The 21,103-nt window shown below is 71.8% G+C and carries 21 protein-coding genes; 12 read left to right on the forward strand and 9 right to left on the reverse strand.

Features of this window, described 5'->3' with window-relative positions; genetic code table 11:
• The first annotated feature begins 51 nt into the window (after positions 1-51).
• The 5 genes from glf (at position 52) to BLV76_RS13350 (ending at position 8,016) form a co-directional block, all read left to right on the forward strand.
• Positions 52-1,248 (forward strand): UDP-galactopyranose mutase, encoded by a 1,197-nt coding sequence (glf, locus tag BLV76_RS13330; RefSeq protein ID WP_217630339.1) that lies wholly within the window; start codon positions 52-54, stop codon positions 1,246-1,248.
• On the forward strand, positions 1,245-3,257 hold the full coding sequence (locus BLV76_RS13335; protein ID WP_090969563.1) for a glycosyltransferase: 2,013 nt from the start codon (positions 1,245-1,247) through the stop codon (positions 3,255-3,257). The genes glf and BLV76_RS13335 overlap by 4 nt, the downstream gene beginning before the upstream one ends.
• The gene (locus BLV76_RS13340; protein ID WP_090969564.1) at positions 3,254-4,228 is read left to right on the forward strand and encodes an ABC transporter permease; all 975 of its coding nucleotides are present in this window, start codon (positions 3,254-3,256) and stop codon (positions 4,226-4,228) included. The genes BLV76_RS13335 and BLV76_RS13340 overlap by 4 nt, the downstream gene beginning before the upstream one ends.
• Positions 4,228-5,037 (forward strand): ABC transporter ATP-binding protein, encoded by an 810-nt coding sequence (locus BLV76_RS13345; protein WP_090969565.1) that lies wholly within the window; start codon positions 4,228-4,230, stop codon positions 5,035-5,037. Before BLV76_RS13340 ends, BLV76_RS13345 begins: the two co-directional genes overlap by 1 nt.
• 240 nt (positions 5,038-5,277) lie before the next feature.
• Positions 5,278-8,016 (forward strand): FG-GAP-like repeat-containing protein, encoded by a 2,739-nt coding sequence (locus BLV76_RS13350; RefSeq protein WP_175539674.1) that lies wholly within the window; start codon positions 5,278-5,280, stop codon positions 8,014-8,016.
• Between the two features lie 23 nt (positions 8,017-8,039).
• Here the strand turns inward: BLV76_RS13350 and BLV76_RS13355 are convergent, their stop codons facing one another.
• The 4 genes from BLV76_RS13355 to cofD are packed head-to-tail and all read right to left on the reverse strand — an operon-like array spanning position 8,040 to position 11,633.
• A complete protein-coding gene (locus tag BLV76_RS13355; protein WP_090969567.1) occupies positions 8,040-8,771 on the reverse strand; it encodes a TIGR03089 family protein in 732 nt (243 codons plus the stop codon).
• Between the two features lie 27 nt (positions 8,772-8,798).
• Complete coding sequence (locus BLV76_RS13360) at positions 8,799-9,539, reverse strand: DUF3105 domain-containing protein (RefSeq protein ID WP_245734672.1); 741 nt, start codon at positions 9,537-9,539, stop codon at positions 8,799-8,801.
• Positions 9,540-9,597: 58 nt separating this feature from the next.
• Complete coding sequence (gene cofE, locus BLV76_RS13365; RefSeq protein ID WP_090969568.1) at positions 9,598-10,617, reverse strand: coenzyme F420-0:L-glutamate ligase; 1,020 nt, start codon at positions 10,615-10,617, stop codon at positions 9,598-9,600.
• Positions 10,614-11,633: a 2-phospho-L-lactate transferase gene (gene cofD, locus BLV76_RS13370; protein ID WP_090969569.1), complete on the reverse strand. Its 1,020-nt coding sequence runs from the start codon at positions 11,631-11,633 to the stop codon at positions 10,614-10,616. The genes cofE and cofD overlap by 4 nt, the downstream gene beginning before the upstream one ends.
• Positions 11,634-11,805: 172 nt before the next feature.
• Between cofD and BLV76_RS13375 the strand changes: the two genes are divergently transcribed.
• The 3 genes from BLV76_RS13375 to BLV76_RS13385 are packed head-to-tail and all read left to right on the forward strand — an operon-like array spanning position 11,806 to position 16,454.
• On the forward strand, positions 11,806-12,066 hold the full coding sequence (locus tag BLV76_RS13375) for a WhiB family transcriptional regulator (protein WP_090969570.1): 261 nt from the start codon (positions 11,806-11,808) through the stop codon (positions 12,064-12,066).
• A 49-nt stretch (positions 12,067-12,115) separates the two neighbouring features.
• Positions 12,116-15,061 carry a glycosyltransferase family 2 protein gene (locus BLV76_RS13380; RefSeq protein WP_090969571.1) on the forward strand — a complete coding sequence of 982 codons (2,946 nt, stop codon included), beginning with the start codon at positions 12,116-12,118 and terminating at the stop codon, positions 15,059-15,061.
• Positions 15,054-16,454, forward strand: coding sequence for a DUF5719 family protein (locus BLV76_RS13385; RefSeq protein WP_090969572.1), 1,401 nt, complete (start codon positions 15,054-15,056; stop codon positions 16,452-16,454). The genes BLV76_RS13380 and BLV76_RS13385 overlap by 8 nt, the downstream gene beginning before the upstream one ends.
• Before the next feature lie 6 nt (positions 16,455-16,460).
• Here BLV76_RS13385 and BLV76_RS13390 read toward each other — a convergent pair whose 3' ends face one another.
• On the reverse strand, positions 16,461-16,922 hold the full coding sequence (locus tag BLV76_RS13390; RefSeq protein ID WP_245734673.1) for a metallopeptidase family protein: 462 nt from the start codon (positions 16,920-16,922) through the stop codon (positions 16,461-16,463).
• Between the two features lie 49 nt (positions 16,923-16,971).
• Between BLV76_RS13390 and BLV76_RS13395 the strand changes: the two genes are divergently transcribed.
• The 4 genes from BLV76_RS13395 to BLV76_RS13410 all read left to right on the forward strand — a co-directional run bounded on the left by BLV76_RS13395 (position 16,972) and on the right by BLV76_RS13410 (position 19,317).
• Entirely contained in the window at positions 16,972-17,334 is a 363-nt protein-coding gene (locus tag BLV76_RS13395; protein ID WP_090969574.1) for a DUF3499 domain-containing protein, read from the forward strand.
• A 22-nt stretch (positions 17,335-17,356) separates the two neighbouring features.
• Entirely contained in the window at positions 17,357-17,527 is a 171-nt protein-coding gene (locus tag BLV76_RS13400) for a Trm112 family protein (RefSeq protein WP_175539675.1), read from the forward strand.
• Positions 17,528-17,567: 40 nt separating this feature from the next.
• The gene (locus tag BLV76_RS13405; protein ID WP_090969576.1) at positions 17,568-18,596 is read left to right on the forward strand and encodes an SIS domain-containing protein; all 1,029 of its coding nucleotides are present in this window, start codon (positions 17,568-17,570) and stop codon (positions 18,594-18,596) included.
• Between the two features lie 118 nt (positions 18,597-18,714).
• A complete protein-coding gene (locus tag BLV76_RS13410) occupies positions 18,715-19,317 on the forward strand; it encodes a hypothetical protein (RefSeq protein WP_090969577.1) in 603 nt (200 codons plus the stop codon).
• A 7-nt stretch (positions 19,318-19,324) separates the two neighbouring features.
• Here the strand turns inward: BLV76_RS13410 and BLV76_RS13415 are convergent, their stop codons facing one another.
• Genes BLV76_RS13415 through uppS form a run of 4 tightly spaced genes read right to left on the reverse strand, consistent with a single transcriptional unit; the run spans position 19,325 to position 21,061 of the window.
• Complete coding sequence (locus BLV76_RS13415) at positions 19,325-19,831, reverse strand: GNAT family N-acetyltransferase (RefSeq protein WP_245734674.1); 507 nt, start codon at positions 19,829-19,831, stop codon at positions 19,325-19,327.
• 4 nt (positions 19,832-19,835) lie between these two features.
• Complete coding sequence (locus BLV76_RS13420) at positions 19,836-20,207, reverse strand: nuclear transport factor 2 family protein (protein WP_090969578.1); 372 nt, start codon at positions 20,205-20,207, stop codon at positions 19,836-19,838.
• A 39-nt stretch (positions 20,208-20,246) separates the two neighbouring features.
• The gene (locus BLV76_RS22590; protein ID WP_175539676.1) at positions 20,247-20,354 is read right to left on the reverse strand and encodes a VOC family protein; all 108 of its coding nucleotides are present in this window, start codon (positions 20,352-20,354) and stop codon (positions 20,247-20,249) included.
• Positions 20,351-21,061 (reverse strand): polyprenyl diphosphate synthase, encoded by a 711-nt coding sequence (uppS, locus tag BLV76_RS13425; protein WP_090969579.1) that lies wholly within the window; start codon positions 21,059-21,061, stop codon positions 20,351-20,353. The genes BLV76_RS22590 and uppS overlap by 4 nt, the downstream gene beginning before the upstream one ends.
• Positions 21,062-21,103: the final 42 nt, after the last annotated feature.

The raw sequence follows: 21,103 nt of genomic DNA on the forward strand, positions 1-21,103 counted from the left end.
CGCACCACCTCGCACCACCGGCGTCTGCACCCCACCACAGGAGTTCCTCCCTTGTCCCAGGGCACCACCCCTCTTCCGGACCTCGTCATCGTCGGCGCCGGCCTCTTCGGCCTCACCATCGCCGAGCGCTGCGCCGAGGAGCTCGGCCTGCGCGTGCTGATCCTCGAGCGTCGCCACCACCTCGGCGGCAACGCCTACAGCGAGCGCGACCCCGAGACCAACGTCGAGGTCCACAAGTACGGCGCCCACCTCTTCCACACCTCCAACGAGCGCGTGTGGGAGTACGCCAACCGGTTCACGTCGTTCACCGACTACCGGCACAAGGTGTTCGGGAAGTACCAGGGGCAGGTCTACTCCCTGCCGCTCAACCTCGCGCTGATCAACCAGTTCTTCGGCAAGTCCCACACCCCCGACGAGGCGCGTGCGCTCATCGCCGAGCAGGCCTCGGAGTTCGACACGGCGTCGGCGTCGAACCTCGAGGAGAAGGCGATCAGCCTGATCGGCCGCCCGCTCTACGAGGCGTTCATCAAGGGCTACACCGGCAAGCAGTGGCAGACCGACCCCACCGAGCTCAGTGCCGACATCATCACCCGGCTCCCGGTGCGCTACACGTTCCAGAACGGCTGGTTCAGCGACACCTACGAGGGCCTGCCCACCGAGGGCTACACCGCGTGGCTGAGCAAGATGGCCGACCACCCGAACATCGAGGTCCGCCTCGAGACCGACTTCTTCGCGGTCGCCGACGACTACAAGGGCAAGGTCCCGATCGTCTACACCGGTCCGGTCGACGAGTACTTCGGCAACTCCGAGGGCCGCCTGTCGTGGCGCACCGTCGACCTCGAGGAGAGCGTCGTCGACACCGACGACTTCCAGGGCACGGGCGTCGTCAACTACAACGACGGCGACGTCCCCTACACCCGCATCATCGAGTTCAAGCACTTCCACCCGGAGCGGGAGAAGACCCACCTGCCCGGCAAGAGCGTGATCGTGCACGAGTACAGCCGCTTCGCGGAGGAGGGCGACGAGCCCTACTACCCGGTGAACACCGCCGACGACCGTGCGAAGCTGCTGAAGTACCGCGACCTCGCCGCGGCGGAGCCGATGGTGCTCTTCGGCGGGCGCCTGGGCACCTACAAGTACCTCGACATGCACATGGCGATCGGATCGGCGCTGTCGATGTACGACAACAAGCTGAAGCCCCACTTCGCCGAGGGCGCCGAGCTCAAGTCCGGAGGCATCGACGCATGACCACCACCACCCGTCTGCTCCAGCGGCAGATCTTCCCGATCGACCGCGACCCCGACGTCTTCCCGCTCTACGTCGACCTCGAGGACGCCAAGCTCGACACCGACCGTGACGCGGTCGGCGGCGACAAGGCGGCCAAGGACCTCAACAACGCAGCGATCCGCCAGTCGACCTCGACCGGGCGCAAGCTGCACCCCGACCAGATCCGGTCGCGCACCGCGCTGCGCCTCGAGCCGTCGCAGCTGCTGTCGTTCGGCACCTACTTCAACGCCTTCCCGGCGTCCTACTGGCGCCGCCACACGGTCGTCGACCAGGTCCAGCTCACCGTCTCGGTCTCCGGCACCGGCTCGATGGTCACCGTCTACAAGTCGATGGCCCGCGGACACGCCCAGCGCGTCGACGGCGCCACGGTCGAGGGCGAGTCCGGCACCTTCTCGTTCGACCTCACGCTCAAGCCGTTCGTCGACGGCGGGTGGTACTGGTACGACGTCGTCGCCGGTGACGACGGCGCCACGGTCGAGTCCGCCGAGTGGACCGCGCAGGTCCCGGCCGACCGCGCCGAGCACGGCACCGTCGACGTCTGCATCACCACGATGCTGCCCGACATGAGCGCCCAGCTGCTGACCCAGCTCGGCGACGCCGAGGAGCTCCAGCCCTACCTCGACACCGTCATGGTCATGGACCAGGGCAAGGACAAGGTCACCGACAGCGAGTACTTCCCGGCCGCGAAGAAGGGCCTCGGCGACAAGCTGAGGGTCATCGTCCAGGGCAACCTCGGTGGCTCCGGCGGCTACGCCCGCGGCCAGCTCGAGAGCGTCCGCAAGGGCACCGCGACCTACGCGATGATGATGGACGACGACGTCGTCTGCGAGCCCGAGGGCATCATCCGCGCGGTCACCTTCGGCGACCTCGCCAAGCGCCCCACGATCGTCGGCGGCCACATGTTCAACCTCTACAGCCGCTCCGAGCTGCACTCCTTCGGCGAGATCGTCCAGCCGTGGCGCTTCTGGTGGCAGACCCGCCTCGACGGCTACTCCCAGTGGGACTTCGGTGCCCGCAACCTGCGCTCCTCGCGCTGGCTCCACAAGCGGGCCGACGTCGACTTCAACGGCTGGTTCATGTGCCTGATCCCGCGGGTCGTCCTCGAGGAGGTCGGCCTCTCGCTGCCGGTCTTCATCAAGTGGGACGACTCCGAGTTCGGCCTGCGCGCCAAGGCGGCCGGCTACCCGACGGTGTCGTTCCCCGGAGCCGCCGTCTGGCACGTGCCGTGGACCGACAAGAACGACGGCCTCGACTGGCAGTCGTACTTCCACCACCGCAACCGGATCATCGCGGCACTGCTGCACTCGCCCTACGAGCGCGGCGGCCGGATGGTGCGCGAGAGCTTCAACCACCAGGTCAAGCACCTCGCGTCGCTCCAGTACTCCACGGCCGAGCTGCGTCACCTCGCGATGGAGGACGTGCTGCGCGGCCCGCACGCGCTGCACGGTGAGCTGTCGACCAAGCTGGCCGACATCAACACCTTCCGCAAGCAGTGGCCCGACGCGCAGCTCCTCACCGACCGCGACGACCTGCCGCCGGTGCGCCGCAAGAAGCCGCCGAAGAAGGGCAAGTCCGACATCGAGATCCCGGGCCGGAAGTCGACCCTGGTCGCGGCCGCGCTCGCCCCGATCCGGCAGCTCCGCCCGGTGCGCGAGCTCGCGGGGCAGTACCCCGAGACCGAGCTCACCGCGATGGACGCCAAGTGGTGGAACCTCGTGAAGTACGACTCGGCCGTCGTCTCGATGAACGACGGCAGCTCGGTCGCCCTCTACAAGCGCGACCCCGAGCACTACCGCGACCTGCTGAAGCGCACCATCGAGATCCACCGGCGCTTCCACCGCGAGTGGCCGCAGCTCGCCCAGCAGTACCGCGACGCCCTGGGCGACATCACCTCGCCCGAGTCCTGGGAGAAGACGTTCGCACCGTGGAGCGACACGGACGCTCCCGCCGGCAAGGGTGAGGGTGCGTGAGCCAGGTGAGCACTGGCGCGCGGTCGGTCGAGCAGCGCCACGACCTCGCGCACGTCCCGCTGTCGCCGCCGTCGCGCACGTCGGGTGTCCTCGAGGTCTTCCGGCGCCGTTACCTGCTCCGGCTGCTGGTGAGGCGCGAGATCCAGGCGCGCTACGCCGGCACGGCGTTCGGATTGCTGTGGTCCTACATCAACCCGTTCACGCGCTTCGTCACCTTCTACGTCGTCTTCGGCCTGATCCTCGGCCGTGGGTTGGGCATCCAGAACTTCGCGATCCACCTGTTCGCGGGGATGGTGCTGGTCAACTACTTCACCGAGTCGGTGACGGCCGGCACTCGATCCCTGCTGTCCAACCGCGGCGTCATCACCAAGATGGCGATGCCTCGGGAGATGTTCCCGGTGGCCTCGATGCTGGTCTCGCTCTGGCACACGATCCCGCAGCTGCTGATCCTGCTCGTCGCCTGTATCGCCACCGGTGTCTGGGGCGACGGTCCGCTGTGGGTCCCCGACGCCGTCGGCATGGGCGCGGCGCTCCTCGGCTTCGTGCTGATGATGGTCTACGGCACGGCCTTCGGGTTGATGTTCTCGTGCATCAACGTGCTCTTCCGCGACTTCCAGCGCATCGTGCAGACGTTCATCAACATGATTCCGTTCACAGTTCCCATGATGTATCCGTACTACGTCATCGCCGACGGTGAGCGGATCCCCACCCAGTACACCCAGCTCTACGTGTCGAACCCGGTGGCCGAGGCCGTGATGCTCATCCAGCGCGGCTTCTGGTACCCGACGTGCGACGGTCCTTGCGCGACGATGCCCAACCCCAACGGCGACGGCACGCTCATCCCGGCCCCGAACTTCGCCGACCATCTCTTCAGCCGCGGCTTCGTGATGCTGGGAATCGGACTGGTGCTGCTGGTGGTCGGCCAGTGGGTCTTCTCCCGCCTCGAGAAGTCGATCACGGAGCGCCTCTGATGACGACCTCGATCGTGGTGGACAACGTCTCGAAGACCTTCCGCTACCAGTACAACCGCACGCTCAAGCAGATGTTGCGTCCCGACCGCCGCAAGCGTGACGCCGAGCCGGACGAGCCGAGGCCCTCCGACACCTTCAAGGCCCTCGACGGCGTCTCGTTCGAGGTCACGCAGGGCGAGTCGATCGGCCTGATGGGCCTGAACGGGTCCGGCAAGTCGACGCTGCTCAAGCTCGTCAGCGGCGTGATGGTGCCCGACGGGGGACAGGTGCTGACCCGGGGCCGGATCTCCGGCCTCATCGCCACCGGCGCCGGTTTCCACAACGAGCTCTCCGGCCGCGACAACATCTACATGAACGCCGCGATGCTCGGCATGTCGAAGGAGGAGATCGACTCCAAGTTCGACGACATCGCCGCCTTCGCCGACGTCGGCCGCCAGCTCGACATGCCGGTCGGCAACTACTCCTCGGGCCAGTTCGCCCGCCTCGGCTTCGCCGTGGCCGTCCACGTCGACTGCGACATCTTCATCGCCGACGAGGTCCTGGCCGTGGGGGACCGCCCCTTCAAGCGCAAGTGCCTCAAGCGCATGAAGGAGATCCGCGAGTCCGGCATCACGATGTTCTACGTCAGCCACTCCGCCGGCTCGGTGCAGAAGATGTGCGACCGCGCCATCGTCCTCGACAGGGGCAAGGTCGGCTTCGACGGCGACGTCGACGAGGCCATCAAGTACCTCCACTACGACGATGGTGACGAGGACGGCGACGAGGACGACGTCGACGAGCGCGACGAGGCCCTCGCCTCCGACATCTGAGCCGACACCGTTCGGAGCCCCCGCGCCGGTGCGTGGGCCACATCTGCGCGCCCGAAGACGTGGCTCACGCACCGCTCGACGCCCCGATGTGCCAGAATCGGTGAGAATTACACTGATGTAGCGGCGTGTCGAGTGGAAATTACAGCGTTGTAGTTACTCAGAAACTCTTCCGTGACTGGTGTGACTGGTGTGAACTTCTGCCTTGTGTGACCTTCCCCCACACAGGAACAGAGACTCTTCATGCGACCTCTCCAGGCCCGTCTGGTCACCCTCTGTCAGCAGGTGCTGGCACTGGGTGTCGTCCTCGTCGTGCTGACGCCCGCCTCCGGCGTGGTCTCGCTCGACATCGTCGGTGAGCACCCCGGCCAGCAGCCCGCGGGTGCGGGCAGGCCGGCTCCGGCCGAGCTGATGTCGGCGACCGTGCCGCTGAAGGCCGTGGAGCCCACCGTCACCGAGGTGCCACTGACCGGGGGAGCGGGCGGGTTCGCGGGCCTCATGGGCCGCACCGTCGCCGGCGGGGCGACCACCTCGCGCGTGGTCAGCAAGCCGCAGGCCGTGACCGGCTTCTCGGCCATCGGCGTGACCTGGCAGCACGGAGAGGACCTCGAGGAGGACCAGATCACGCTCCGCGTCCGCACCCGTGAGGGCGACGAGTGGAGCGCGTGGCAGAACCTGGAGTACCACGACGAGCACGGCCCCGACCCGGGCAGCGCCGAGGACGCGACCTCGCGTCCGGGCACCGAGCCCACCTTCGTCGGCGAGGTCGACGACGTGCAGGTCGAGGCCAGGACCGCCGGCGGCGCCACGCTCCCCGACGACCTGTCCCTCGCGCTGGTCGACCCCGGCTCCGCGAAGGCCAGCGAGACCGAGGCCCCGGCCGACGAGGCGGGTTCCGCGGAGCAGAAGTACGCCGAGCAGGGCGCGCTCGTGGGCGGCTCCGGGTCACCCGCCGACGGCCTCAGCCTCCGCTCGGCCACGGTCAACGCGAAGGCGAAGACCGTCGCGCAGCCGACGATCTTCTCCCGGGCCCAGTGGGGAGCGGACGAGAGCATCCGCAACAAGAGCTCGCTGCGCTACGGCACCATCAACGGCGGCTTCGTCCACCACACGGTCAACGCCAACGACTACACCGAGGACCAGGTGCCTGCGATCATCCGCAGCATCTACGCCTACCACGTGAAGTCCCGTGGCTGGAGCGACATCGGCTACAACTTCCTCGTCGACCGGTTCGGCCGGATCTGGGAGGGCCGTTACGGCGGCATCGACAAGCCCGTCGTCGGCGCGCACACGCTGAACTACAACCAGTACTCCTTCGCGATGTCGGCCATCGGCAACTACGACGTCGTCCAGCCCACCGACGCGATGCTGCGCGCCTACGGCCAGCTCTTCGCCTGGAAGCTGTCCCTGAGCGGCGTCGACCCGGCCTCGATGTCGCAGAAGATCGGCAGCAAGACCTTCGCCGCGATCAACGGCCACCGCGACGCCGGCTCCACCGCCTGCCCGGGCAGGTACCTCTACGCGCAGATCCCGCTGATCCGCACCTACGCCAGCCAGGCCGGTGGGGTCACCACCACCCCGACCGCCCCCACGCCGGTCACGATCACCGAGCCGAACCCGCAGAACAACCTCGACGCGTCGCCGTACCCCGACCTGGTCGTGCGCCGCGCCTCCGACGGTCGCGGCCTGGTGGTCCCGACCGGTGGCCTCACGTCGTTCCAGAAGCGGACGGTCGTGGGCAAGAAGGGCTGGGACAAGGCGGCCGACGTGCTCGTGTCGCCCGACCTCACCGGCGACGGCGTCGCCGACCTCGTGACGGTCGACAAGTCGGGCATCGTCCGGATCCGCGCCGGCGCCGGCAACGGCAAGTTCGGCAAGACGGTCCGCAAGCTGAAGCTGCGGGGCTACTCCCTCGTCACCGCCGTCGGCGACATCAACGGCGACGGCCGCAACGACCTCGTCGCCCGCTTCAAGGGCCGCCTCGTCGTGCTCACCGCCACCGCCAAGGGCGGCTTCGCCCGCAAGGTGACCCGCAAGGGCTACGGCGACTACAAGCAGATCGTCGGCGCGGGTGACGTCAACGGCGACGGTCGCGCAGACCTCCTGCTGCGCACCAAGAACCGGCTCTACCTCCAGACCGGCTACGGCACCGGCCGCTTCGCCCCGCCGCAGCGCGTCGCCGGCAGCTGGAGCAAGATCAACCGGGTCGTGGCCGCCGACTTCAACGGCGACGGCCGGCCCGACCTGGTGGTCCGCAACAGCACCGGCAACATGCTGCTGATGCCCGGCAACGGCGACGGCACCTTCGGCGCCGCCCGTGGCCCCGCGTCCAACCTCAAGACGATGCGCGGCATCACCGCCTCCAACCTCGTCGACGGCCCCGGGGCCGACCTCATCGGCATCGCCGGCAAGCAGCTCGTCGTCGTCGCCAACCGCGACACCTACGAGCTCGGCGCGCCGATCGACACCGGCGTCTCCTTCGCCGGGATGGACCTCCTGCTCAACGCCGGCGACGTCAACCGCGACGGCTTCGGCGACGTGCTCACCCGGAACCCGGAGGGCCAGCTGTTCCTCTACGCCGGCAACGGCACGGGTGCGCTGTCCGGCCCGACCGCGCTCGGCGGCGGCTGGAACACAGTGGCCGGCATCACCGCGGTCGGGGACGTGACCGGCGACGGCATCCCCGACCTGGTCGGCACGCCGTCGGGGGGCACGCTCTCCGTCTGGGCCGGCAACGGCTCGGGCTTCAACGCCCCCGCTCCGGTGAAGGGCGGCCAGCTGCCGGTCCCGGCCGGGCTGCCGTCCGACCTCTCCGCCTTCGACTGGGTGTTCGGGGTGCAGCCGATGACGCTCAAGGGCAGGCTCGACTACGTCGTCCGCGACCGCGCGAGCGGGACGGCGTACGTCTTCTCGGGCCGCAAGTCGGGCGTCTCGAGCCCGCGCCTGCTGGGTGGGCTGGAGGGCTACGACCTGGCCGGCTAGGCGCAGGTGGAGAAGGGCCGCGATCAGGCCCGGGCTGTCGCCCGCTCGGCGTCGAAGACGCCGTCGAGGCGAGCCGGGTCGGGATTGCGGACGAGGACCAGCGAGCCGCCTCTCACGAGGGGCTCGGTGAAGGTGGCGGTTCCTGGTGGGGAAGCCGGGTCCGTCACCGACAGAAGACGGCCGCCGTCGGTGAGAGAGCTCCCGGCGGCGGCCGTCAGGTCGTGCGTGGAGTGCGTCGCCGGGTCGAGGAGCTCGCGCTGCGTGAGGTCGTCCGTGGCGAGGTCGTCGTCGCCCGGCGGGTCCCAGGCCGCGAACCCGTCGGGCTGCGACCAGATCTCGACGCCGACGTCGAGCACACCGGCCGGCAGCGGCTCGGCGAAGCGCGTGCCCAGCGGGCGCAGGCTGCAGGCCAGCACCGGCGTGCGGGGGGCGCGGCCCGCCCAGGTCCCGAGGCCGTCAGGACCGCAGACGACCGCGTCGGGCTCGTCGGACGCCGTCACGCGCAGGCCGATCGTCCAGGCCGCGCCGAGGAAGACGGGGGAGAGCCAGTGCGGCGGCAGGTCGACGCGCAGCGTCATCCCGCGCTCGAGGTCGGCGACGTCGGTCAGCAGGCCGGACGCCTTGGCCACCCAGTTGGCGTACGTCGTCACCGACAGCTCGACCCGCTCGTCGGTGGCGTGGTCGTAGAAGGTGAGCAGGGGTCGGCCGGGGTCCCGCCGCAGCTGGGCGGCGAGGACCTCGGCGAAGGTGCTCATGGGAGAGGCGCGGGGACCCGGGACGGGTCAGACGACCGTGGGCTCCGGGGAGTCCATGTAGGGGTAGTCGGTCATGAAGGTGTCGAGGGCCGCACCGCTCAGGTCCGAGCAGTACTGCCAGACGCCGACCTGCTTGGAGGAGTCGGTCTCGCCGACGCCGCCGACCGACCAGTGCGTGAACGCGACGTGCTGGCCCTTGGGGAACGCCTTGCCGTCCTTGGACTCCCACGGCACGGCCTTGAACTTGTCGCGCAGGTTGGTGGTGCCCTGGAGCTTGGAGGCGATGCCGCGGAGCACGTCCATCTTCGACGAGTCGTCCTGGATGGTCTTGTCGTACCAGAGGATCGTGTAGCCGTGCTCGAGGTTGTGGACGAGCTCACCGAGCTCGGGGCGGTCGGAGACCGTGTAGAGCTTGCGGTCCATCGTGTCCCACATGTTCCAGTGCTGGCCGAAGGCCGGCGGGGAGTCGGGGTAGGTCATCGGCGTGCCGACCTCGACGTGGTCCTGGTTGCCCTCGGCGGGCTTGGTCGTGACCTTCTGGCAGACCGAGGCCTTGGCGCCGATGTCGCTGAGCGAGTCCGAGGCGTAGGAGCGCAGGTCGTACCAGTCCTTGACCGGCTTGAAGGCGGCGGCGCCGATGATCACGATCGCGACCGTGACGCACACGCCGACGATCGCCATGCCGCGGCGGTTCTCCCGCTTGGACTGCTGGGAGCGGATGGAGTCGATGACCGCCTGACGGTCGGTCTTTGCTGCCTTCTTGGCCACGGTGCTCGGAGTCTCTCGGTCGCTGGATCGGGTGGTGACTGGTCTGCGCTGGCAGAGTCTACGTAGTGACGGGTGAGAGAGCGCACACGACGTCGCTCCCGGCCCCGTCCTGGGCCGCCCCCCACGACCGGATCCGCCAGCCGTGCGCGAAGCACACCGCCGCCACGGCGGTGCGGTCGGCGTCGCCGGGCAGGCGCAGCTCGACGCGACCGGGGTCGTCGTCGAAGGTGAGCGAGAGGGTCGACGACATCGCCCTGCTCCGGCCGGCGACCCTGCCGACCGCGTGCTGGAGCTCGGCCAGCGGCGCCGGGCTGCCGAAGGGGAGGCGGTCGGCATCGTCACCCGCCAGGGCGCGTACGACCGCCTCGCGGGCGCCCCAGCCGAAGAGGTCCCCGCCCTCGGCGCGCACGAGCGCCCTCGCGCCGGGTCCGTCCTCCCCGGGCGGCAGCACCAGGTCGCCCCGGCCGCGGACCACGGCGACGGGCCGGCCGCCCAGCTTGCCCTGGACCAGCTCGGCCGTGCCGGCGAGCTCGTCGGCGACGGCGGGGAGGGTGACGGCGAGCGGGTTGCCGTAGCCGTCGGTGCGACCGGCGAAGTCCTCCGCGACGAGCAGCCCGGCGGCACCGATCGCGATGTCGGTCTGGCCCTCGCGCCAGGCGCGGCCGGCGGTGTCGGTCACGATGACGGCGACGTTGACGCCCCCGCGGGCGAGCAGGTCGCGCCGCAGCGCCTGCGCGGTGGCGTCCGGGTCGAGGGGGAGCAGCACGATCGTGCCGGGCTCGACGTTGGAGGCGTCCACGCCGGCCGCGGCCATGGTGAGGCCGAGCCGGTGGCGCACGATCCGGGTCGCGCCGCGGCGGGCGACGACCCGGACGCTCTCCTCCTCGATGGCCTCCTCCCGGTCGCCCGTGCGGATCCGGCCCTCGGCCTTGCTGACCACCTTGCTGGTGACCGCGACGACGTCGCCGTCGCGCAGGTCGGCCCCACCGGCGCAGGCCTCGAGCACCAGTGCCGCCAGGTCGTCGCCCGGCCGGACCTCGGGGATCCCGTCGGGCGCCCAGGCATGCAGTCCGCTCACGTCCCCACCAGGGTCACGGCCTCGGCCACCATCGCCGCCGTCGCGTCGGGATCGGTCATCATCAGCGGCACGGCCCGCGACCTGATGCCGGCCTCCTCGAGACGCGCGACCTGGCCCGCGTCGCCCGCGTCGACGAGCCAGCCGTCGAGCACGCCGCCCGCCGAGCGGGCGCCGTAGTGGACGCCGACCCCGGACGCGCTGACCTCGACCCCGATGCTGGTGAGCAGCTGCCGGGCCATCCCGTGGACCGGCGCGTCGCGGACGATGGGGGAGACCCCGACGACCGGTGCCGCGGTGGACCGGACGGCCTCGCGGATGCCCGGGACGCCGAGGATCGTGCCCACGGAGACGACGGGGTTCGACGGGGGCAGGACGACGAGGTCGGCCCCGGCGATCGCCTCCAGCACCCCCGGCGCCGGAGTGGCCGATTCCTGGCCGACGACGAGCACCGCCTCGGCGGGGACCTCCGCGCGCAGGCGCACCCAGTACTCCTGGAAGTGGATGACCTTCCGCCCGCTCGCGCTGTCGGGGTCGGCCACGGCGATGTGCGTCTCGACGCGGTCGTCGCTCATCGGCAGCAGCCGCACGCCGGGCTGCCAGCGGCGGCACAGCGCCTCGGTCACCTGCGAGAGGGGGAAGCCGGCCTCGAGCATCTGGGTGCGGACGAGGTGGGTGGCGATGTCGCGGTCGCCGAGGCCGAACCAGGTCGGCTCGACGCCGTAGGCCTCGAGCTCGGTCTTCGCGCTCCACGTCTCCTCGCGACGGCCCCACCCGCGCTCGACGTCGATGCCGTCGCCGAGGGTGTACATCACGGTGTCGAGGTCGGGGCAGACCTTGAGCCCGTGGATCCACCAGTCGTCCGCCGTGTTGGCGACGACGGTGACCTCGGTGTCGGCGGAGCCCCCCGGCACGACGCCGGAGCGGAGGCCGTGGAGGAGTCCCTGGAGGAACCGGGCCCCGCCGACACCGCCTGACAGGACGGTGATACGGCGGAGCGTGGGCGCGGATGATGGCATAGGGCAAGCCTGCCCGAAGCGGAATGCACATATCAGATCCGGGCTTGACTTGCGGTGCACGACAGGCATGTAATTCCCACAGTGTCGTTCGCTTCTGGGAAGCCTCTTCGAGGGGTTCGGCCAGGGCGGCGACGGGTCGCAGCATCACTAGGGTCGAAATGGGGCGAAGGCAATGAGGACGGAGCTGTTTCTCCTCGAGCCCGAGGGCGAGGACTTCGGTTGGCAGGACCGCGCACTGTGCGCGCAGACGGATCCTGAGGCGTTCTTCCCCGAGAAGGGCGGCTCCACCCGCGAGGCCAAGAAGGTCTGCCTCACGTGCGAGGTGCGCGACGAGTGCCTCGAGTCCGCACTGATGAACGACGAGCGCTTCGGCATCTGGGGCGGGCTCTCCGAGCGCGAGCGCCGCAAGCTCAAGAAGAGTGCCGCCGGCTGAGCCGAACTGCTCTTTTTGAGGGCGTGGGGGCCCTCGCTAAGGTGCTCCGGTGTCCGTCACCGCGCTCCTCGTCAGTCATGACGGGGCCCGCTGGCTCCCGACGGTCCTCCCTGGTCTGACCGGGCAGACCCTCCCGCCGGACCGCGTCGTCGCTGTCGACACGACCAGCCGCGACGACAGCGTCGCGCTCGTGCGCGACCACCTCGCCTCCGCCGGGTTCGACGGCGACCGCCTGGTCGTCGACGTGGTGCCCGGCTCGACGAGCTACCCCGCCGCCGTGCGCCACGGCCTCGAGCTCGCGCCGCCGTTGCCTCCGGACCCCGAGGCACCCGACGAGCCGGAGTGGATCTGGCTCCTCCACGACGACAGCCTGCCCGACCGCGATGCGCTGCTCGAGCTCCTCGCGGCCGCCGAGGGCGACCCGGACGCGGCGATCCTCGGGCCGAAGCTCCGCGAGTGGCCGTCCCTGCGGCGCCTGCTCGAGGTCGGCCTCACCATCAGCGGCACCGGCCGCCGCGAGACCGGCCTGGAGCGCGGCGAGTACGACCAGGGCCAGCACGACGCCGTACGCCAGGTCCTCGCGGTCAACACCGCGGGCATGCTCGTCAAGCGGCACGTCCTCGAGTCCCTGGGCGGTCTCGACGAGGAGCTGCCGATCTTCGGCAACGACATCGACTTCGGCTGGCGCGCCGCGCTCGCCGGGCACCGCACGATGGTGGTGCCCCAGTCCGTGGTCTTCCACGCCGAGGCGGCGCACCGCGGGATCCGGCGCACCCCGCTGACCGGACGCCACACGCACTACCAGGAGCGCCGGGCGGCGCTGTTCACCTCGCTGGCCAACGTGTCCTCCCGCGCCTTCGCCTGGCACTACGTCCGGCTGTTCCTCGGCTCCCTCCTGCGGGTCCTCGGCTTCCTCGCCGTCCGCTCGGTGGGCGAGGCGCTCGACGAGCTGGCGGCCACCCTGTCCGTGCACGGTCGGCCGCGGCAGGTGCTGGCCGCCCGGCGCGAGCGCGCCCGCCGCCGCGCCGGCGATGCGCCCCGGCAGGACGTCGTACGCCACCTGCTGGCGCCGACGTGGCTGCCCTACCGCCACGGCCTCGACTTCGTCACCGACCTCGCGTCGGCCGCGACGAGCCAGGCTGCCGACGTCGCCGAGCGGCGCCGGCTGGCTGCGGCACCGGACGGAGCACCGGCGGCGCGGGACGAGCGTCGCGGAGCGGCGGGCGCCGGCGAGGACGACGAGGAGGCCTACCTCACCGACACCGGCCTGGTCGCGCGCTTCCTCACCAACCCCGTCGCGCTGATGCTCGTGCTGTTCGGGATCCTCGCGCTGGTGGCCGGGAGGGAGGCGTTCGGCTCGATCACGGGCGGTGCGCTCTCGCCCGTGCCGTCGGCCGCGGGGGACTGGTGGCGGCTGCACGTCGCGACGTGGCACCCGCTCGGCTCCGGCACCGACGTGCCCGCTCCCGCCTACGTCCTGCCCTTCGCGCTCGCCGCGACCCTCCTGCTCGGCCACACGGGCGCCGTCGTGTCCGGCCTGATGCTGCTCGCGGTCCCGATCGCCGCCTGGGGTGCGTGGCGGCTGCTCAAGGTCGTCGGCCGGTTCGTCGACCCGCTCGGGCTGCCGCGGTGGCTCGTGGTGTGGGGAGCGCTGACCTACGCGCTCGTCCCGGTGACGTCCGGCGCCTGGGCCGAGGGGCGGTTCGGCACCGTCGCGGTCGCCAGCCTGCTGCCCTGGGCCGCGCACGCGGCGCTCGGCTTCGTCGACCCCGAGCGCGACAGGCGCTGGCGTGCCGCCTGGCGCACCGCCCTGCTGGTGGCGCTCGGCGCGGCGTTCGTGCCGGGGTTCTGGCTCTTCGCCCTGCTGGCCACCGCCGTCGTGCTCGGCGGCGCCGCGTTCATCGCGCCGCGCCTGCTCAGGGAGCGCGACAGCTGGGGGCCGCCCGTCCTCGCGGTCGCCGCGACCCCGGTGCTGCTGGCCCCGTGGCTCGTCCCGCTCGTCACGACCGGGTCCACGTCGGGCGTCCTGCTCGAGGCCGGTCGGCTCACCGTCGACCGGGTGACGTTCGACGGCCTGCTCACCGGTCGGCTCAACGACCTCGGCGCACCGTGGTGGCTCGGCGTCGTGCTGGGCGTGCTCGCGGTCGCCGCCCTGCTCCCACGGCGCACCCGCATCCCGGTCGTCATCTGCTGGCTGGTCGCCCTGGCGGCCGCCGTCGTGTCCGGAGCGCTGTCGCACGTCACGCTCGACCTGCCCGCCGTCACCACCCGCCCGAGCCTCGGCCTCTTCGTGGTGATCCTCCAGGGCACTGCGGTCGTGGCCGTCGTGCTCGGCGCCGACGCCTACCTCCGCCGGCTCGACGAGCACCACCCCGCCTGGCAGCGCGCGCTGGCCGCGTCGCTCGCCGTCGCGGCCGCGGTCGTCCCGCTCGGCGGGCTCGGCTGGTGGCTCGCCACCCCGGAGAACGCGCTCGCGCGCGATGCCGACCAGCAGGTCCCGGTCTACATGGAGCAGAGCTCGCTGCTCGGCGACGAGCACGGCGTGCTCGTGCTGGCCGGCTCGGTCGACGACGGGATCACCTACCGGATCCGCCGCGACGACGGCACCACGGTCGGCGAGGACGAGATCCTCACGCTCGCCGACGAGGACCCCGAGCTCACCTCGGAGGTGAAGGCGCTGGTCTCGTCGCCGACTCCCGGTGTGGTCGCGGCGCTCGGCTCGCGTGGGATCGAGTACGTCGTGCTGAGCACGCCCGCCGACGGCTCGATCTCCTCCCTCCTCGACGCCACCGCGGGCCTCGAGCAGGCCAGCGCCGAGGACCGCACCACCCGCGCGTGGCGGGTCGACCGCCCGCTCGACGCCTCGGCGCTCGACGACCCGACGTCGTGGTGGCGCACCGGCCTGCTCGTCGTGCAGGGACTCGCGATCCTGCTCGCGCTCGTGCTCGCCGCGCCCACCGTCCGTGCCCGGAGGGAGGAGCGCGGTGATGACTGAGCCCACACCCGCACCCACGCCGTCCGACGGGCGCCGGAGGGTCGCGGCGGCCGCCACCCGCCGGCCGTCCCCGCTCACCCTGCTGGCGGTCCTCATCCCGCTGCTGACCATCGGCGCGCTGGCCGTGGTGCGACCGGCCGCGGAGCAGCCGACGTCCTACGACCCCGCCGGTGCGCCGCTCGACCGGGTCACGGCCGTCTGCCCGCCGCAGCTGGGTGCGGCGGCCGAGGTGCGCTTCGGCAGCACCGGGCTCGGCTCGGGCGACCTCGCGCTGCGGGTCGGTCGTGACGAGGACACCGAGGCGCTCGTCGACGGTGTCGCCTCCCGCGAGGAGCGCCCGCCCGTCGTGGTCAACGGCACCGGCGACCTCGCGCCGGGGCTCGTCGTGTCGCGCTCCGGTGGCGGCTCGGCGACCGGCTGCGAGCAGCCCTCGCCGGAGCGGTGGTTCACCGGCCTGGGCGCCTCCGCGGAGCACTCCTCGACGCTGACGCTGGTGAACCCCGACAAGGGTCCCGCCGTCGCCGACGTGTCCCTCTGGGACGGCACCGGGCTCGTCGACGCCCCCGCCCTGCGCGGCGTCCGCGTCCCGGGCGGCCGCTCGATCTCCTTCGACCTCGCCGACGTCACGCCCAACCGCGACGCCCTCGCCGCTCAGGTGCTGGTCTCGCGTGGCCGCCTCGCCGCGAGCGTGGTCGACACGATCGATCCGCTGGGGCGCGACAAGCCGGTGCGCGAGTGGCTGCCCGGGCAGGCCGCGCCCGCCACGACGTCGTACGTCGTCGGGGTCGGGAGCGCGGCCGCCGACCGCGTGCTGACGCTGGCCAACCCCGGTGACAGCGAGGAGCGGGTCACGATCAGGCTCGTGAGCGGGGAGAGCGAGTTCGCGCCGTCGGGCCTCGAGGAGGTCACCCTGGCGCCGGCCACGGTCACCGAGGTCGACCTGAGCGGCGTGCTGCGCGGCAAGACCCTCGCCGGGGTCCAGGCGCTCCGCCTCGACGCGACGGGTCCCGTCACGGCGAGCCTCCGGACGAGGACGGCCGGCGACCTGGCGCTCGCCGCGGCCGGCTCGACGGTGACCTCCGAGACCGCCGCCGCGCTGCCGGCGGGCACGAAGAAGCTCGTCGTCACCGGTGCCACCGCGCCCGGCGTCCTGGTCCTGAAGGCGTGGGACGCCGACGGCCAGGAGGTCGTCCGCGAGCGCCGGATCGAGGTCGACGCCGGGACGGCGGCGCGTGTGAACCTGCCCGACGACGCCGTGCTGGCGCTGGTCGAGCTCGAGCGCACGGGCGGGGTCGTCTCCCTGGAGGTCAGCGACCGCGGGCTGTCCTTCCTCCCGCTCACGCAGCTCGAGACCACCAGCCAGGTGCCGGACGTCCGCCCGGCGCAGCGCTAGACGGGCTCAGTCCTCGTAGCGCTCGTCGACCTGGCCGGGCGTGAGGTTCAGCAGCTCGGCGATCTGCTCGACGACGACGGTGTGCACCATCGCCTCGAGCTCGTCGCGGCCGCTGGCCCGGTGCTCGATCGGCCGGCGGAAGAGCACCAGCCGGGTCGGTGACTGGCCCTTGCCGCGCACCAGCGAGGAGAGCGGGACGGTGTCGTCGCCCCAGTCGTCGGGCAGCATCGGCGCGTCCTCGACGGCGTACTCCACCAGGCCAAGGTGGCGCTGCCAGCGCTCGTCGAGCGGTGTGACGACGTCGAGCACCAGCTGGTCGAACCGCTGCCGCGGGGTGCGCAGCGCCGGGGTGCCGGGCCGGTCGGGCAGGACACCGGGGCCTCGCATGCCGCGGCCCCGTCGGTCACGCGTCCGACGCACCTCCCCACCGACGTCGCCACCCACGTCACCCGTCACGCCATCTCCCACGCCGCGAGCCTAAGGGCCGCAGGTGCATCCGCCGGGTAGCGTCGGCGTCGTGAGTCTTGCCCGTCGGTGTTCGCGCACGGCGTGTGGCCGTCCGGCGGTCAACACGCTCACCTATGTCTACGCCGACCAGACCGCTGTCCTGGGTCCGCTCGCGACCTACGCCGAGCCGCACGCGTACGACCTCTGCGACGTGCACAGCGAGCGGCTGTCCGCGCCGCGCGGCTGGGAGGTGATCCGGCTCGCGTCCGACCGGCAGGCTCCCGGACCGAGCAGCGACGACCTGCTCGCGCTCGCCGACGCCGTGCGCGAGGCGGCACGTCCGGCCCCGTCCCCGGCGCCGCTGCACTCCACCGACGACGCGACGCGCGGCGCCAAGCGGGGGCACCTGCGGGTGCTCACGTCCACCGACTGACGTCCCCTCTAGGATCATCGGCGTGAACATCGACGCGCAGCTGCTGAGCATCATCGTCTGCCCGGCCTGCCACGGTGAGCTGGTCGCCGACACCGGCGCCGAGGAGCTGGTGTGCCAGGGGTGCGGCAACGCCTACCCGGTGCGCGACGACATCCCCGTGCTGCTGGTCGACGAGGCCCGCAAGCCCGCCTGACAGCCCTGACAGCCCTGACAGCCCTGACAGGAGGCCGGTCGTGACCTGGTTCGACGAGGCCCGGCTCGACGACGCCGGCGTGCTCGAGACCGCTGACCTGCGGCTGCGCACGCTCGCCGAGAGCGGTGCGCGCGTACGACGTGAGGCGCACGAGGCGGCCACCGCGACCGCCGAGCTGATCGCCGCCGGTCGCGACGGCGAGCGTCCCCGTGCGGTGATCGCCGCCGGCCCCGACTCACGGCTGCTGCGCGCGGTGCTCGAGCCCTGGTGCCCGGTGCCGTTCGTGGCGTGGCCCAACCCCGGCCTGCCGGGCTGGGCGGGGTCGCTCGACCTGGTCGTGATGCTGGCGCCCGAAGGGAATGACCACGGCTCCGCGTCGGCGGTCGCCGAGGCCGTGCGCCGCGGGTGCCAGGTCGTCGTCGCGTGTCCCGAGCGGTCGCTGGTCGGCGAGCACGCCCAGGGTCGCCACGTCACCGTGCTGCCGACCGTCACCGGCGACCAGCTCGCGACCGCCGTGGTGATGCTCGACTACCTCGCCCACGTCCACCTCGGCCCCCGCGCCGACGCGGCGTCGGTCGCGGCGTCGCTCGACGACGTCGCGACCAGCTGCTCCCCGCACCGCGACCTCGCGGTCAACCCGGCGAAGATGCTGGCCATCGCGATGGCCGACACCAACCCGCTGGTGTGGGGCGGGTCCGTCCTCGCCGCCCGCGCGGCCCGCCGGCTGGCCGAGTCGCTGCGCCGCACCAGCGGCCGCTCGGCCATCGCCGGCGACGCCGAGCACCTCCTCCCGGTCATCGAGGCCACGAAGCCGCAGGACGTCTTCGCCGATCCCTTCGCCGAGGAGCCCGCCGACCTCCGGCCGCTGCTGCTGATCCTGGACGACCGCTCCGACGACCCGGCCGTGCGCGAGCAGACCGGCACGCTCCTGGCCGCGGCGGCACGTCACGGCGTCCGCGTCGAGACCGTCGACACCGATGCCGACGCCGAGGTGGCGCGCTACGCCTCGTTGCTGCTCACCGGGACCTACGCCGCGGAGTACCTCCGCGTCGGGCTCGTCGACGACTGACCCGGACGGCCGGCCGGTCACCCCGAGGGGTGCGACTACCCGGTTCCGGGAAGGGTGGGGCCCGTGTGGCGCGGGTAGGACGTGGGGGACGCATCACCCACACGATCCAGGAGATCCCATGAAGCGCACCTCCCTGTCCCTCGCCGCCGGTATCGCCACCGCCGTCATGCTCGTCTCCGCGCCGGCTGCGCAGGCCGCCGTCAGCGCGAAGGACGTCCCCAGCCAGGCCGACATCACCAAGGCGTTCCCCGAGCTGGCCGGCGGCACCTTCAGCACCGACAAGACCAAGCAGGTCGCCGTCCCGCCGAAGAGCTGCGGCGGCACCGCCGGCCTGCAGAAGGCCAAGTCGGGCTCCACCACGACCGGCGTCTCCACGACCGGCACCAGCGTCGTCGTCGCCGGCGTCGCCGAGGTGAAGTCCGCTGCGCAGGCCAAGTCCTACCTGGCGGCCTACAAGAAGTACGTGAAGAAGTGCGGCACCTTCACCGAGCCCACCACGGGTGCCACCGTCACCGCGAAGCTCGGCAAGTCGTTCAAGCTCGGCGACTCCTCGCTCACGGTCGTGCAGGAGACGACGTTCTCCGGCGTGGTGAGCTACTCCACCAGCGTGCTGACCATCGTGGGCAAGCGCCTCGGCACGATCGCCGTCGTCGACGACGCGCCGGTCGCGACCTCGAGCGTGAAGAAGCTCGCGAAGGTGGCCGCCAAGAAGATGAAGTGACGCCGCGTCACGTCGACTTCTGCAGCACCATCCCGAACACCAGGGCGTCCGCCCCGTGGACGTACGCCGTCCGCTCGACCTCCATGCCGAGGTGGCGGGCGACGCCCTGGGACGGGGTGTTCTCGGGGCGGATCAGCGCCACGAGGTGATCCACGCCGTGGGCGGCCGCGCAGTCACGCACTGCGCGCGCCGCCTCGGTGGCGTACCCACGGCCACGCAGCCCCGGCACCACGTGGTAGCCGACCTCGACGTGGGGCGTGCCCTCCACGTCCTGCACCGTCAGGCCGCAGTCGCCCACGAACTCGCCGGCGTGGGTCTCGACGACCCAGAGCCCGAAGTCGTGCTCGGCGTAGTTGCGCTGCTGCCACTCGATCCACCGGATCGCGTCGTCGCGACCGCGTTGCGGGCGGTCGAAGGGCACGGGGTCGGGAGCCGCCAGCACGGCGGTCATGTCGTCGAGGTCGGACATCGCCATGCGACGCAGTCGCAGGCGCTCGGTCGGGTCTGGCAGCACGTGCTCAACCTAGGCGCGTCCCCTCCGGGGCCTCTTGGCCGACGTCGGCCCAGACCTCGACGAGCTCGCTGACCAGGCCGTCGCGCACGGTCGCGAAGCTGGCGACCGCGAAGACCAGCTCCTCGCCGCCGTCGCCGCGCCCGATGACCCGCGCACGCAGCACGGCCCGGTCACCGCCGGCCACGAGGTCCTCGAGGTGCATCCGCTCGAAGCCGGGGTAGTCGGCGTTGAACGCGACCCACGCGTCCTTGCCGAACTCCTCGTCCGTGTGGACGAGGCGGCACGTGAAGTCTTCGTGGAGCAGGGCCGGCAGACCGTCCCAGTCGTGGGCGTCGATGACCTCCGCGAGGCGGGTGAGCACGGCTGCTGCGTCCATGCGGCCAGTCTGGCGCGCCGGTCCGACAACGGCACTCGGTCAGGTCTGCAGGCAGAACTCGTTGCTCTCGGGGTCGGCCATGGCCACGAGGTCCCGGTGCTCCTCGGCGAGCACGGTCGCGCCGAGCCGGACCAGACGGTCCATCATGCTGCGCCCCCTGCGGGTGGGTGGGCCGCGGCGTACTGGGCCAGGGCGAGGTCGAGGTCGGCCGCGTCGAAGTCCGGCCAGAGCTTCGGGCTGACGTGGATCTCGGCGTGCGCCGTCTGCCAGGGGAAGAACCCCGAGAGGCGCTGCTCGCCGCTGGTGCGGATCACGAGATCGATCTCCTTCACCGGCCCGCCGGCGAGGTGGTCGGTGATCACGTCCGGGTCGAGCTCACCCGTCGTGGTGGCGCCGGCCAGGACCGCCGCCCGGATCCCGGCGACGATGTCGCCGCGACCGTCGTACCCGATCGCCAGCGTCACGTGCGCGTCGCGACCAGCGGTGGAGCGCTCGGCCCGGCGCAATGCGCTCGCGACCGCGTCGGGCAGGAGCGAGGTGTCGCCGCTGACGTGCAGCGCCCAGTGCTCCGTGCGCTCGACGATGGCCGGGAGCACCTCGCGGACGAGCTCGAACAGGAATCCGACCTCGGTCCCCGAGCGCTTCCGGATGTTGTCGGCGGAGAGGACGTAGACCGTGAGGTGCTCGATGCCTCGTGCCTCGCACCAGCCGAGCAGGTCCTCGACGTGGTCGGCGCCCCGCCGGTGCCCGTCGCTCGCGTTCGCCAGCCCGGCTCGCCGCGCCCAGCGTCGGTTGCCGTCCATCACCACGCCGACGTGGGTGGGCATCGTGGTCGTGCCCGCGGTCCTGGTCACGAGGCCATCCTGACCACAGGGGCTACCGTCGCTCAAGAGATC

The organism is Nocardioides exalbidus (assembly GCF_900105585.1).
Lineage (GTDB): Bacteria > Actinomycetota > Actinomycetes > Propionibacteriales > Nocardioidaceae > Nocardioides > Nocardioides exalbidus.